The sequence below is a fragment of the Streptomyces sp. NPDC096040 genome, from assembly GCF_040303265.1.
GTDB lineage: Bacteria > Actinomycetota > Actinomycetes > Streptomycetales > Streptomycetaceae > Streptomyces.
Window position 1 is genome coordinate 76566 of sequence record NZ_JBEOTA010000016.1, and the last position, 13270, is coordinate 89835.

Here is a 13270-nt window from a genome sequence, read left to right on the forward strand (position 1 = left end):
GCGAGAGTGGGCCCATGACGGCACCACAGGCCACGGTTGTGGCGGTCGACGAGGTCGAGGGACTCGCGGTGGACGGGCTGCGGTGGCTGGCCGAGTCCGCGCGAGAGACCTCCGGAGGAGGGCTCGCCTGGACGACCCGGCGCTCCGACGACGAACTCGACCCCATGTTCTACGGCGGTACGCCCGGGGCCGTCCTCGTACTCCTGGAGGCGTGGCGGCACTTCGGCGACGACTCCTACGCCGACACCGCCCTCCGCGCGGCCCGCGGCATCGCGGACGCCGTCGACGGCGTCGACCACGACTCCCTCTACTTCGGTCGTACCGGAATGGCGCTCGTCCTGCGGGCCCTGCACGAAGAACTCGGCGACACGGGCGCAGGCGTCGCCGCCGACCATGCGTTGGCGGTCGTGCGGTCACACTTCGACGGCACCCGCTGGGGCGAACTGTTCGAGCTGATGGGCGGAAACGCGGGGATCGGCCTCGGGGCACTCGCGGCCGGCGACCCCGAACTGGCCGTCCTCGCCATGGAGCCGTATCTGCGGACGGCGGAGCAGACCCCGGCGGGCGTCCAGTGGGCCCATCGCACGGGTGTCGACTCCCGGCTGCATCACGTTTCGCACGGCACGCTCGGTATCGTCCTGGCGCTGGCGCGGGTCGGCGGGGCCACCGGACGTGCGGACCTGCTCGAGCTGGCGCTGGCCGGTGCCGCGGACGTCGTGGCGCGTGACGAAGCCGGGCCGGAGGGCTTCCTGGTGCGGCACTCCACCCCTCCGTACCGCTCCGCTGTGATCGAGCCCATCAGCTACGGCTGGTGCCACGGGCCGGCCGGCGACGCCCAGGCCTTCCGGACGCTGCGGGACGTCACCGCGGACCCCGTCTGGACCGCCCTCGCCGACCGCTGCTGGCACACGGTCACCCACTCCGGCCTGCCCCAGCGGCTGCGCCCCGGCTTCTGGGACAACAACGGCCGCTGCTGTGGCACCGCGGGCGTCCTCGCACTGGCCTCGGACCGGATCGCCGAACAGCAGGACCCGTACGACTTCGCCCACGTCCTCGTCGCGGACCTCGCCGCCCGAGCGATCCGGGATCAGCACGGCGCTCGCTGGTCCAACGTCGAACACCGGGCCACCCCGAGCGACCTCGAACCGCGCACCGGCTGGGCGATGGGCAACGCGGGCATCGTCCGTGAACTCCTGCGCTTCGTACGGCTGAGCCGCGGCGGCGATCCCCGGTACGCGCTCGCCTGGCCGGACCAGCCCCCGGTGCCCGCCCAGGCGACCATCCGCCACTGACCTCTCTGCACACCCCGCCCGGCCTCACCCCGTCCCCTGCCGGGGGCGGCCTGTTCCATGGCGTTGTCCAGACGCGTGATGACGGCCGGGACGTCGGCGCTCTCGGTGCGCCGGATCAGCTCCAGGGCCGGCCGGACCAGGCCGCCCGGTCGCGCGATCAACCGCGCGAGCACCGCCTGGATCCGCGGTCACTTCGACGCCGTGATCGACTTCGACCGGGTGGTACGGGATCCGGCCGATCCGAGCCGACTGCGGGCCGACCTCCAGGTGGGGGACTGGCTGCACCTCAACCCGGCCGGGTACGGGGCGCTGGCCGCCGGGGCGGTGCCGACGAGGCTCTTCGGCCAGAGGTGATCAGGCGGGCTCGGCTCCGGTCGGCACGCTCTCCGGGGCCGGACCCGCCTTCGCCGGAAGGTGGTTGAAGAGCAGGTTCAGGACGATCGCCGTCAGACAGCCCGCGCTGATACCGCTGTTCATCACCGTCTGGAACCAGTCGGGGAACTTCTCGTAGACCGTCGGCACACCCACCGGAAGCACCCCGACCGCCACCGAGACGGCCACCACCGTCAGGTTGTTGTTGCCCTTGAAGTCGACGGTCGCGAGGGTACGCAGGCCGCTCGCCGCGACCGTTCCGAACATCACCAGGCCAGCGCCGCCGAGCACCGGCGCCGGTATCGCCGCGACCACCGCGCCCAGCTTGGGCAGCAGGCCGAGCAGCACCAGGATGCCGCCGGCCGCCGCGACCACCCAGCGGCTGCGCACCCGGGTCATGCCGACCAGGCCCACGTTCTGCGCGTACGCCGTGTACGGGAACGTGTTGAAGACACCGCCCAGGACGGTCGAGAGGCCGTCGGCGCGCAGACCGTCGGAGAGGGAGCCCGGCTCGACCTTGCGGCCGGTCATCTCGCCGACCGCGATCAGGTCACCGGTCGTCTCCGTCATGGTGACCAGGGCCACCACCAGCATGGAGACGATCGCGGACGCTTTGAACGTCGGCGCGCCGAAGTGGAACGGCGTGCTGATGCCCAGCCAGTCGGCGTCGCCGACCCCGCCGAAGTCCGTGAACCCGAAGGGGACCGCCACGGCCAGGCCGACCGCGATGCCGATCAGGACCGCGATCCGGGCGAGGTAGGCCGGGGCGAACCGCTGCACGCCTATCACCACCGCCAGCACGAAGGCCGCGAGCGCCAGGTTCTTCGGCTCCCCGAAGTCCTTCGTACCTGCGCCGCCCGCCGCCCAGTTGCCCGCGACCGGCAGCAGCGAGACCCCGATGATCAAGATCACCGTGCCGGTGACCAGCGGCGGGAAGAGGCGCAGCAGCTTTCCGAAGACCGGGGCCAGGAGCATGATCGCCAGACCCGCGACGATCACCGAGCCGTAGATCGCGGGCAGTCCGCCGCCCGTCGTACCGATGAGGACCATCGGCGACACCGCCGCGAACGTGCAACCCTGCATGATCGGCAGTCGGACACCGAAGCGCCAGAAGCCGACGCACTGGATGAGCGTCGCGATCCCGCACACCAACAGGTCGGCGGTGATCAGATACGTCAGATCGGCGGGCGACAGCTTCATCGCGCCGCCCACGATCAGCGGGACGGCGACGGCACCCGCGTACATCGCGAGCACGTGCTGCAGGCCGAAGGCGGCCAGCTGCCGCACGGGAGGGACCTCGTCGACGGGATGGACGGGGACGGGGGCGGTGGTCGTGGACACGGGAACTCCAGAGCGGCGGCGGGGGACGACATCCGGTCAGGACGAGACCGTAAGCGGATTGAACAGTTTGTTGATTTCCGCGGTGTTGCCGCTACGTGTCCTGCCCACCTGGTCGCGGTCGACTCCGCTACGACCCTGATCGCGCCGCCGTCAGCAGGGCGTCCCAGTCGGCCAGCTTGACCACACTGCGGCCCAGCCGGGCGCCGAGCGCCGCCTCGGCCCGCTCGATCGCCTGCCAGCCCGACCACTCGACCGGCTGGACGCCCAGCGAGCGCAGCGCGGTGACCGGGTCGTCCGGCACCTCCCTGCCCAGCAGCATGGGCGCGTCCGCCAGGAGGGACGTCACCGTCTCCTTGGCGTCGGGACGGTTGGTGCCGATGACGCCGGTCGGGCCGCGTTTGATCCAGCCGGCCACGTAGTCGCCCGGCACCTGGGCCGGACCGTGCAGGACACGGCCGGCCGCGTGGGGCACGGTGCCGGTCCCAGGGTCGAACGGGAGGCCGGCCAGCGGTACTCCGCGATAGCCCACCGAACGCAGTACCAGCTGGGCGTCGAGGGTCTCGTACCGGCCGGTGCCCCGCACCCCGCCGCGCTCGTCCGGCTCCGTCCGCTCGAAGCGCACCGCGCCCACCCGCCCTCCGTCCGCGAGCAGTTCGACCGGGCGCAGGAAGAACCGCAGCCAGATGGCGCGCTCCGCGCCACGGGCGCCGGCCTCGCTCCAGCCACGCAGCACCTCCACGTTGCGGCGCTGGGCGGCGGGCAGCGCGGACGGGTCGGCGTAGGCCGGGTCGAGTGCCAACTCGGCCGGATCGACGCGGACCTCGGTGTCCGGCAGGGCGCCCAGCTCCCGCAGTTCCTTGGTGGTGAAGCGGGCCTGGGAAGGGCCGCGCCGGCCCACCACGTGGACCGCTCTTATCCGGCTCGCCGCCAGCGCGGTCAGCGCCGCCTGCGGCATGTCGGTCGGGCTCAGCTCGGCCACGCCCCGGGCCAGCATCCGGGCCACGTCCACCGCGACGTTGCCGACGCCGATGACCACCGCCGAGCGGGCGTCGCGCACGAAACCGGTGTCGATCGCGTCCGGATGGGCGCTGTACCAGGACACGAACTCGGTCGCCGACCAGCTGCCCGGCAGCTCCTCGCCCGGGATGCCGAGCCGCCGGTCGCCGGCGGCGCCCACGCAGTACACCACCGCGTGGTACAGCTCGCGCAGTCGCTCCACCGGGAGCTCGCCGGGACCGCCGCCGATCCGGACCCCGCCGAGGAACCGCACCCGCTCGTGTTCGAGGACCGTGCGCAGATTGCCCTGCAGCGACTTGATCTTCTCGTGGTCCGGGGCGACTCCGTACCGCACCAGTCCGTACGGGCACGGCAGCCGGTCCAGGACGTCCACGACCACTGTGGGGTCGAGCTGGACGAGGCTCTGGGCGGTGTAGCACCCGCTCGGCCCGGAGCCGACGACGGCGACACGCAACACGGGGGGACTCCTTGCCCGAGGGGCTGGTGGCTCCAGCATCCCACCGGCATGGCCGCCTCGACAGGGGCCGCTGGGGTGAAGCGGACGCGTGTCCCTTCGCAGGGAGTGTGATCATGCGGTTACGTTGCGTGTGTGCTAGAAGCATCCTTTCTTAATCTTTCTGATCGGCGTGCGGAGGACGGCACGGTGTCCGTGACGCCGGCCTGGGAGGTGCAGGAGCACACCGGGGCCACGTCGTGGTTCCAGGTCAGCCTCTCCTTCGGGGACGGCGCGCAGGTCGACGCGCTCGCCGTGGTGGCCGAGGGGCGGGTGTCGATCGAGGACGTCAAGGCGCGGCCCGCGCTGTCCCTGGCCGATCTGACGGCGCTCGCCGACTGGATCGAGGAGCCGCTGTTCAGGGCGTGCGGGATGGAGTCGTACGCGGACGAGGAGCCCGCCGGGGAGGATCCCGAAGACGACGCCGAGGGCACGGAGGGCGCCGAGTGCGCCGAAGGCGCGGAGGGTGCGGAGGCCGTCGGACCGCGGCGCGCCCGGGCCGCCTGGCCGCGGGGCATCGAGGGGCGGTGGCTGGTCGCCCAGAACTACCGGGCCGCGCAGGAGAAGGGCATCGACCCCGTCCTCGCCGTCATGTGGGCGACCGGGCACAGCCGCCGGCGATCGCTGCGGCTCATCGCGCAGGCGCGCGACGCGGGCTTTCTGACACCCCGTCACGCACGCCGCTGACTACGACGGCCCGGCCTCGGTCCGGTCCTCCGTCGCGAAGAACCGGGACAGGTCCTGCTGCCCGGCCGCGGCCGCGGCCGCGGACTCAGGGGACTCCGGGGGGACGCCCAGCTCCCAGTCGAGCCCGTAGCGCTCGAACAGCTCCGCCCGCAGCACCGGGACCGGCATCGGTACCCCGGGCACCAGTGCCGCGTACACCGCCCCCATCAGCAGGGCGCGCAGCATCGGGTAGTCGGCCGTCACGTTCTGCGAGCCGTAGCGGGCGACGGTGTCGCCCAGCAGCTCCGACAGCCGGCGCTGCTCCGGGCACTGCACGAAGCCCTCCGCCTGGAGCAGGCCCGCCATGTGCTGGCGCATCAGCACCGGCCGGTCGCGTGCGAGACCCAGGATCGCGTCGATGGCCCGGGCCAGCCGCTCCCGGCCGTCCTCCGTGCGCGGCTCGCGCTCCAGGCCCTCCTCCAGCGTGCGGTGCATCAGCCGGTGCACCGCGGACTGGACCAGCTGGCGCTTGCCGGGGAAGTAGTACGACACCAGTCCGCGTGCCGACCCGGCCCGGTCGGCGATGGCACCCAGCGTGGTGGCCTCGAAACCGTGCTCGTCGACCAGCTCGACCGCGGCCTGCAGAAGCCGCTCCCGGGAACGCCTCCGCAACTCTTCATTGACCGAGGCGCTGCGAGGGGACATGCTGGAACTCCTGCGTTGACTGGCTGCCAGCCAACTATAATCGACGCAGCGGGCACCGCCTTGCGCGGGGCCTGTTCAGGGCTGCCGTCCGTCCGGGGCGACACGGGGGAGCGTCTCGGGCGGACGGCGCAGCAGGTCAGGCCTGCGTGGGCGTGGCCGGTCGGCGGGCCACGCCCACCAGGTCGAGCACCGGCAGCAGCGCGTCGGGCCGTTCGGTCACCGGCAGATGGTCCACGAAGTGCACCCGGCAGCCCAGCGCCGCCGCCCCGCCGTCGGCGGGCCTGCTGTCCCCGACCATCAGCGTTTCGGCGGGCGCGGCCCCGAGCGCCTCCAGGGCGACCGTGAAGAGCCGCGGATCCGGCTTCTGCACGCCGTGTTCGTACGACAGGACGTACGCGTCCACATACGCGTCGAGCCCGTGGGTGCGGAACACCGGGCGCAGATCCCAGCCGATGTTGCTGATCACACCGACCCCGATGCCCTGCGCGCGCAGCGTTCGCAGCACCTCGGCGGCGTCCGGGTACGGCGTCCAGGCGGCGGGGGCCATGTGCCGCTCGTACAGCGCGTCGTGCAGCGCCGGGTGAGGCAGCGGCACCCGGCGGGACAGCCCGGTGTAGGCGGCCCGGTGCAGCTCCGCGCTCTCGTCGCGCACCGCCCACACGCCGGCCAGGTCCTCGGGCAGTTCCACCGGGTTCACCCCGCCGGGCTGGGCCCCGGCCACCTCCAGCGCCCGCGCGGCCGCCGCCAGTTCCGCCTCGGCGAGCTTCGCCTCGGAGTCGGCGAGCACGGCCCGCAGCCAGGATTCGGTGGACTCGATACGGAAGAGGGTCCCGGAGAAGTCGAAGAGCACGGCAGCCATGCGCTGGACCTTACCCGGGAGTCTGTCCGCGTACGGCTGCCGTCGTGGGATGTCAGTTCAGCTGGGCCGGCGGCGGTGTGCCCCGGAACGTGATCGGCGGCCGGCCTCGCGTGGCGGCGAAGTCATTGAGCAGATCGTCGATCTCCAGGGGCTGATCTGGTTCGCCGACGGCGCTTCGGCCGTGCTGCCGCTGAACTTGATCTCCAGGTGGGATTCGCCGTTGCCGAGGTTGGCGGACCCGCTGAAGAGGGTCCGCTCGCTGAACTGAGTGGCCGTGGTGTCCGCGGCCTGCGCCTGCTGTGCAGACGCCGCTGTGCCGACCACCGCTCCGGCGGCGGCCGTCCCCGAGTATCCGAGCGGGGACCGTCTGGAAATGCTGGACAAAGACCCCTACTTCGGTGGCGCTGCTGGAGTCTCCCGAGGCCGCCACGTGATCGTGGGCACCGTGGCCGGCCGTCCGGTTCTGAATGAGATCGTCCGCTAGTGAGGGTGCCCCCCGCCGCCGCGCTCCCACTCGTACGCCACCACCGCCAGCGCCACCACCAGGGCGCCGAGCAGCCAGCCGCCCAGTACGTCCGAGGGCCAGTGGACGCCGAGCCACACCCGGGTCAGGCCGACGCCGAGGACCGACACCCCGGCCGCGATCAGCGCCGTACGCCGCAGTGCGCGGCCGGTGCCGCAGCGGTGCAGCAGCCACAGCAGGAGGCCGCAGACCACGGTGGCCGTCATGGTGTGCCCGGAGGGGAAGGCGGCGTAGCGGGCGGAGTCGACCGGGTCGGGCCACTCCGGGCGCGGGCGGCCGACGGCGGCCTTCAGGGTCTGCTGCGCGACCGTGCCGAGCGCGCAGGTCAGGGCCAGCCACAGGGCGGTCCACCACGCCGAGTGCCGCCACACCAGCCATACCGCGACAGCCGCGCACAACAGGCGCATGGCCAGCGGGTCCCAGACCCGGTCCGTCAGGATGCTCAGGACACGGGTGGTGCCGTGGTGTGCGACGGCCCAGCCGTGGGCGGTGTCGGCGATGTCCTCGTCCAGTGCGACCAGGGGAGGCCACTCGCCGGCGACGAGGGCGAGCAGCAGCGCCGAGGAGAGCGCGAGGACGGCGGTCACGAGAAGCGGAGCAGGACGGTCGCTGGACGGGGGGCGCATGACGTGATCTTTGCCGAATCATTGCCCGAAGGGCAATTCCTCTGACGGGTACGGCTTTACCCGAGCGCGCGCAGTCCCGGCACGAGCGCCACCAGGACCGGGATCACGGGGACCAGCGCGGCGGTCGCGGTCAGCCGCAGCCGGTGCCGGGCGGGGAGCCGGTCCGGCGCGGTGAGCAACCGGTGCACGCGCTGCGGAACATGGGCGTGCGGGGCCGGTCCAGGGCCGAACACGCCGCGGTCCTCGTTGAGTTCGACCAGGGCGAGCGCGGTGGTGAGGCGCCCGTGGCGCCGGGAGGCCATGTCGTCGGCGGCCAGTTCGACCAGCCGGTGCATCTCGTCCCGGAACGCGGCGAACACCGGAATCTGCGGAAATCCCCCGGCCAGTGCGGCCGAGCAGTGCAGCAGCCAGTCGTGCCGGGCCTGGGCGTGCCCCTGTTCATGGGCGAGGACCGCGTCCAGCTGACGCCCCTTCAGCCGACGCAACGCGGCGGTGGTCACGACGAGTCGGGGTGCCGCGCCGGGCAGCCACCAGGCGTCGGGGCGCTCGCCCTCAAGGACCACGAGGCGGTCGGCGGACCTCTCCTCGCCGGGCAACAGAGGCGCGTGGACCAGCAGTTCGGTCCGCCGCTGCCGGCGCCGGGCCCTGGCCCGTACGACCTCGCGCACCAGCATCGCCCCGCTCCACAGCCCGGCGCAGGCGAGGGTCACCGCGGTCGTCGCCGCCCAAGGGCCGGTCGTGGCGAGCGGATAGGCGTCAGCCACCCCGCTCGGGGCGGTAGCGAACAGATGCCCCCGCGCCGCCTGCCAGGCCGCCGCCGCGCTCAGTGTCATCGACAGTGCACAGCACAGCAGTACGGCAGCCACCACGCACTGCCACACCCACAGGGCGACCACCGGCTCGCGGTCCGTCCAGTCGGCCCGGGCGAGCAGCCGGGGACCGGCCACGGCCGTCAGGGTGGCGAGCAGCAGCAGTGCCACGGGGACCATCATGGCCAGCACCCTATGAGCGGGGAAGCGCTCAGGGGTACAGCCCATTGCGCCAAAGTGACGCAAGCAACGTGTGCGCCGCGCGTGCCGTCATCCGCTCACAGCGCCAGTAGCATCGCCACCATGCCGATCCCCATCGACAGCCGGCACGCCCGCGCCAGCTCGGGTCGGTCGGCCCATCCTGCCGTCCCGGTCCCGGACGCCGCCACCGCGACCGGAACCAGACGTGCACCGGACAGCAGGACGTAGCCGGTGAAGTAGAGGAGCAGCAGCCCGGTCACCGGCGGGACTCCGGCGCCGCCGTGGTGGTGGCCGCCGGGGGAGGCGGCCATGACCACGGCCATGTAGACCATCGCGGTCGCCCCTACCAGGTGGTGCAGATGGTGCATGCCGGCGCGGGCGCTCCACAGCGCACGCAGGGCGGCCGCGCCGAACACCGCCGCGTACAGCGGCCATGTCCAGGCCGGCGGGGTGAAGACGGTCGCGGGCACGGCCATCGCGGCCATGCCGAACCCCATCAGCGCCTCGCCGCCCGCGGCGCGCCGCTGTTCCTCGACGCCGCTGCGCAGGCGCAGCAGACAGTAGGCCCCGGTCGCCGCGCACAGCGCGACCAGCAGCCAGCCGGGCGAAGCCGGTCCGTGCACGCGCACCTCCCCGCTCGACGACGCGTCGATGGATGCGATGCCCCGCCCGCACGGCGCGCACGCGAGCGCAAGGGTGTACACGGGGAGCACTCGGCGGAGCACAGCAGGTGAGAGGACCTTTTTCCGACTGGCCGACAGCGGACCGGGCGGTGCGTCCAATTGCTTTACGAGTAAAACACATGCTAAATTGATGACTATGAGCACCGCGCCCCCGACCACCCGCCGTCTGCCCCTCGCCGGTGCGTTGCGCCTCGGCCGGCCCTCCGACATTTGGTTCAAGCCCGCCCTCAGCGCGGTCGCCGCGGTCGCCCCGCCCAACCTGACTCTGCTGGCCCTCGGCCGCCTCGACCTGGCGATGTACACGATGGCCGGATCGCTGTGCGCCCTCTACGGCCACAACCGTCCCTACCCCGCCCGCGCCCGCACCCTGGCCCGGGTCGTGCTCGGCATGACCGGCGGTCTGGCCGTCGCCCTGCTCGCCGCCTCGCTCACCACGAACGCGGTCGCCCTGGTCACCGTCGGCGCCCTGATGGCCGCCGCGCAGAAGGTGCTGTGCGATGCCACCCGGGTCGGGCCGCCCGGGAACGTGGTCCTCACCTTCATCAGCTCCGCCTCCCTGTTCGCCCCGCAGACCCTCGGTCAGGTCCCCGGCCATGTCGGACTGGCCCTGCTCGCGGGTGCCTGGGCCTGGCTGGTCGGCATGGCACCCGGGCTGCTGCGCCCGTACGGCCCGGAGCGCCGGGCCACCGCCCAGGCCCTGAACGCCACCGCCGCCTACGCCGACATCCGGGGCGCCGGGGAGGGCCAGGCCCGAGCCCGGTCCGCCGCGGCCGCCGCCGTACAGGCCGCCTGGCAGTCCCTACTCGCCACCGGCGCCCGCACCGACCGCACCCGCCGCGCCCTCGAACACCTCGTCGTCCGCGCCGAGGTCGCCCTTGCCGCCCCCGCCGACGCCGACCCCGAGCGGCTGCGCGGCTGGGCGCGGGAGCTGCGCGGCACCGGACGCGTCCCACGGGTGGCCGGGGCCGACGACGAACTCCTCGGCGTCGACGCCGAACGCGCCGCACCGCACCGCCCGCTGTGGCGCCGGCTCGGCCCGCTCGCCCCGCTGGCCGCCCGCACCGCGCTCGGCTGCGCCCTCGCCGGATACGCCTCACTGGCCCTCGGCGTCGGCCGCCCCTACTGGGCGCTGGTCACCGCCGCCTCCCTCTACCAGGCCAACGTCACCCTCACCTGGAGCCGGGGCGTCCAGCGCGTCGTCGGCAACCTTCTCGGCGTCCTGGTCTTCGCCGCCGTAGTGCCGCTCGCCCATCTGCACCCGGCTGTCCTGGTGCTGGGCTGCCTCCTCTTCAACTTCGGCGCAGAGGCGCTGATCGGCCGCAACTACTGGCTCGGCAGCGTATGTGTCACCCCGATGGCCCTGCTCATCACCGAGTTCGCCCGCACCCAGGACTCCGGCCGGCTGATCACCGAACGGGTCCTGGACACCCTGGTCGGCGCACTCGTCGGCTTCGTCGCCGCCGTCGTGGTCACCAACCGCCGGGCCGGCGACCGCATCGAAAACGCCCTGGCCGCCGTGGAGCGGGCCAGGGAGGAGGCCGCCCGGCTGCTGGCCGAGCCGCACCCGGCTCCGCGTGCCCTGGAGACGGCCCGACGCACCCTGTCCGCCGCCCTCGCCGAACTGCGCGCCACGGCCGACGCCGCGTCCGGCGAGTGGTGGCAGCGCGCACTGCCCCAGGAACGGGTCGTGCTCGCCGAGCAGTCCGGACACCGTACGCTCGCCGCGACGGTGCGACGCCAGGGACCGCACTCCTGGGACGGCACGAGGACCACGGAGGACGTACGGCCATGACGGCGACCAACGGACGACCGGCGGCCGACGGCGACGCGGGCAGAGACGACACGGTCGCCGCCGTCGTGCGGCAGTGGCAGGCCGTCCATCCCGAACTGGACACCGGGCCCATGGAGGTCATCGGCCGGATCAACCGCTGCGCCGCCCTGCTCCAGCAGGCCGAGGACGCCCCGCTGCGCCGGGCGGGCCTCAGCCGCCCCGAGTTCGACCTGCTCGGCGCGCTGCGCCGCACCGGCCACGAACTGACCCCGAGCGAGCTCGCCAAGGAGACCTTCTCCTCCGGCGCCGCCGTCACCAAACGCCTCAAGCAGCTGACCGAGCGGGGCCTGGTCGAGCGGCGCGGCGACGCCCGGGACCGGCGGGTCGCCCACCTCCGCCTCACCGACGCGGGCCGCGACCTGGTCGACGGCATCCTGCCCGAGCAACTCGCCTACGAGACGGCGGTACTGTCCGTCCTCGCTCCCGACGGACAGGGCGAACTCGCCGGTCTCCTCGCCGAGTTGCTGGGGCGGCTGGAGGGCAGAATGGGCGCACTGCGGGCCTGACCGCGGGAGGCCGTGGACGGTACGGTGATCCCCGGCTCAGCCCTTCTCGTCCGCCCGGAAGACGCCGAACACCGCGCCCCGCGGATCGGCCAGTACGGCGATACGCGGGCCGTCCGGCACCGTCATCGGCTCCGTCCGCACGGCACCGCCCGCCGCGACCGCCGCCTCGGCCGTCGCGTCCACGTCCTCGACCGCGAAGTACGGCAGCCAGTGCGGCGGCACCTCGGGCGGGAACCGGTCGCCCATGTCGGCCATCCCCCCGAACTCCTGCCCGCCGACGGCGAACTCCGTGTACCACTCGGAGGCCTCGGCACTCCAGCCGAAGACCGTGGTGTAGAAGCCCCTGGCCCGGGCGGTGTCCCGGGTCGCCAGCTCCACCCAGCCCAGCGCACCCGGTGCGTTGAGCAGCCCGGCGCCCGGGAAGGCCCCCGCCTCCCACAGCTGGAAGGCGGCGCCGGTGGGGTCGAGGGCGACCGAGAAGCGGCCCACGTCGAAGACGTCCATCGGGCCGACCACCACCGTGCCGCCGGCCTCCTCCACCAGCCGCGCGGTCGCGTCGGCGTCCGTCACCGCGAACGACACGTTCCACGCGACCGGTTGGGACTCCTGGTACCGCGGGGTGATGGCCGCGACCGCCGCGTCCCCGAGATGCGCCACGGTGTAGCCGCCGGCCTCCTGCCGGGGATCCGTCTCCGGACGCCAGCCGAACAACTCCGCGTAGAACCGCTTGGCGCCCTCCAGGTCGTCGGTCCCCAGCTCCGTCCAGCAGGGCCCGCCCGTCACCGGCTTGTCGAACTCCATGGCCACTCCTCCAGGGGGATCTCTCCTCCGAACGCTAGACCCCGCCACTGACAGCGGCCATCGGAGCTTCCGCGTCCTCAGATCCCCGGCCGGTACCGCATCGGATGGTCGGCCGGCACCTCCACCAGCACGATCCTGATGCCGTCCGGATCCGCGATCCACATCTCGACCAGACCCCACGGCTCCTTCACCGGCGGACGCACGATCTCGACGCCCTTCGCCACCAGCTCCTCGTGCGCCGCGCCGGCGTCCGCGACCTGCAGCCACAGCTGCACGGCGGGGGAAGCGGGAGCGTCCGTGCGCCCGGAGACCTCCAGGAAACCGCCGCCCAGGAAGTAGACCGTGCCGCGCTCGGGGCCCGTACCGAACTCGCGGTGGACGGGGAGGCCGAGCTGCTCGCCGTAGAAGGCGCGGGAGCGCTCGGGGTCGGTGGGGTGGACAAGGGTACGACTGCTCAGTACGTGCACCATGCGACCGGAGCGTAGTGCCACCCGGAGCCGGCAACCCGCACCCCGGACCACCGGTCGACCGGCGTCCGACCGGCG

Annotated in this window: 14 protein-coding genes and 1 pseudogene; 6 read left to right on the forward strand and 9 right to left on the reverse strand. The window is 73.2% G+C overall.

Translation table 11 applies throughout. From position 1 onward, the window contains the following. Positions 1-14: 14 nt before the first annotated feature. Positions 15-1292: a lanthionine synthetase LanC family protein gene (locus tag ABTY98_RS22935; protein ID WP_352222795.1), complete on the forward strand. Its 1278-nt coding sequence runs from the start codon at positions 15-17 to the stop codon at positions 1290-1292. A gap of 171 nt (positions 1293-1463) precedes the next feature. Further along, positions 1464-1646, forward strand: a pseudogene (locus ABTY98_RS22940) (SGNH/GDSL hydrolase family protein); the annotation flags it as partial. Here the strand turns inward: ABTY98_RS22940 and ABTY98_RS22945 are convergent. Then, positions 1647-3005, reverse strand: a complete 1359-nt coding sequence (locus tag ABTY98_RS22945; RefSeq protein WP_352222796.1) for a nucleobase:cation symporter-2 family protein — start codon at positions 3003-3005, stop codon at positions 1647-1649. 127 nt (positions 3006-3132) lie between these two features. Further along, a complete protein-coding gene (locus ABTY98_RS22950; protein WP_352222797.1) occupies positions 3133-4479 on the reverse strand; it encodes an FAD-dependent oxidoreductase in 1347 nt (448 codons plus the stop codon). 186 nt (positions 4480-4665) lie between these two features. Between ABTY98_RS22950 and ABTY98_RS22955 the strand changes: the two genes are divergently transcribed. Further along, positions 4666-5202: a DUF6214 family protein gene (locus ABTY98_RS22955; RefSeq protein WP_352222798.1), complete on the forward strand. Its 537-nt coding sequence runs from the start codon at positions 4666-4668 to the stop codon at positions 5200-5202. Here the strand turns inward: ABTY98_RS22955 and ABTY98_RS22960 are convergent, their stop codons facing one another. Beyond that, positions 5203-5886 carry a TetR/AcrR family transcriptional regulator gene (locus tag ABTY98_RS22960; RefSeq protein WP_352222799.1) on the reverse strand — a complete coding sequence of 228 codons (684 nt, stop codon included), beginning with the start codon at positions 5884-5886 and terminating at the stop codon, positions 5203-5205. Between the two features lie 136 nt (positions 5887-6022). After that, positions 6023-6745 (reverse strand): HAD family hydrolase, encoded by a 723-nt coding sequence (locus ABTY98_RS22965; protein ID WP_352222800.1) that lies wholly within the window; start codon positions 6743-6745, stop codon positions 6023-6025. 49 nt (positions 6746-6794) lie between these two features. On the opposite strand from ABTY98_RS22965, the gene ABTY98_RS22970 reads away from it, so the two are divergent. Then, positions 6795-7013, forward strand: coding sequence for a hypothetical protein (locus ABTY98_RS22970; RefSeq protein ID WP_352222801.1), 219 nt, complete (start codon positions 6795-6797; stop codon positions 7011-7013). 212 nt (positions 7014-7225) lie between these two features. On the opposite strand, the gene ABTY98_RS22975 is transcribed toward ABTY98_RS22970, so the two are convergent. The 3 genes from ABTY98_RS22975 to ABTY98_RS22985 all read right to left on the reverse strand — a co-directional run bounded on the left by ABTY98_RS22975 (position 7226) and on the right by ABTY98_RS22985 (position 9527). After that, on the reverse strand, positions 7226-7894 hold the full coding sequence (locus tag ABTY98_RS22975) for a phosphatase PAP2 family protein (RefSeq protein WP_352222803.1): 669 nt from the start codon (positions 7892-7894) through the stop codon (positions 7226-7228). 56 nt (positions 7895-7950) lie between these two features. Next, positions 7951-8886 (reverse strand): M56 family metallopeptidase, encoded by a 936-nt coding sequence (locus ABTY98_RS22980; protein ID WP_352222804.1) that lies wholly within the window; start codon positions 8884-8886, stop codon positions 7951-7953. A 95-nt stretch (positions 8887-8981) separates the two neighbouring features. Beyond that, positions 8982-9527 (reverse strand): DUF5134 domain-containing protein, encoded by a 546-nt coding sequence (locus tag ABTY98_RS22985; RefSeq protein WP_352222805.1) that lies wholly within the window; start codon positions 9525-9527, stop codon positions 8982-8984. A 196-nt stretch (positions 9528-9723) separates the two neighbouring features. Between ABTY98_RS22985 and ABTY98_RS22990 the strand changes: the two genes are divergently transcribed. After that, complete coding sequence (locus ABTY98_RS22990; protein WP_352222806.1) at positions 9724-11379, forward strand: FUSC family protein; 1656 nt, start codon at positions 9724-9726, stop codon at positions 11377-11379. Further along, the gene (locus ABTY98_RS22995) at positions 11376-11924 is read left to right on the forward strand and encodes a MarR family winged helix-turn-helix transcriptional regulator (protein ID WP_352222807.1); all 549 of its coding nucleotides are present in this window, start codon (positions 11376-11378) and stop codon (positions 11922-11924) included. Before ABTY98_RS22990 ends, ABTY98_RS22995 begins: the two co-directional genes overlap by 4 nt. Before the next feature lie 36 nt (positions 11925-11960). Here the strand turns inward: ABTY98_RS22995 and ABTY98_RS23000 are convergent, their stop codons facing one another. Together ABTY98_RS23000 and ABTY98_RS23005 are read right to left on the reverse strand one after the other, a co-directional pair. Further along, positions 11961-12725, reverse strand: a complete 765-nt coding sequence (locus ABTY98_RS23000; RefSeq protein WP_352222808.1) for a VOC family protein — start codon at positions 12723-12725, stop codon at positions 11961-11963. A gap of 77 nt (positions 12726-12802) precedes the next feature. Further along, positions 12803-13195 carry a VOC family protein gene (locus ABTY98_RS23005; RefSeq protein ID WP_352222809.1) on the reverse strand — a complete coding sequence of 131 codons (393 nt, stop codon included), beginning with the start codon at positions 13193-13195 and terminating at the stop codon, positions 12803-12805. Positions 13196-13270: the final 75 nt, after the last annotated feature.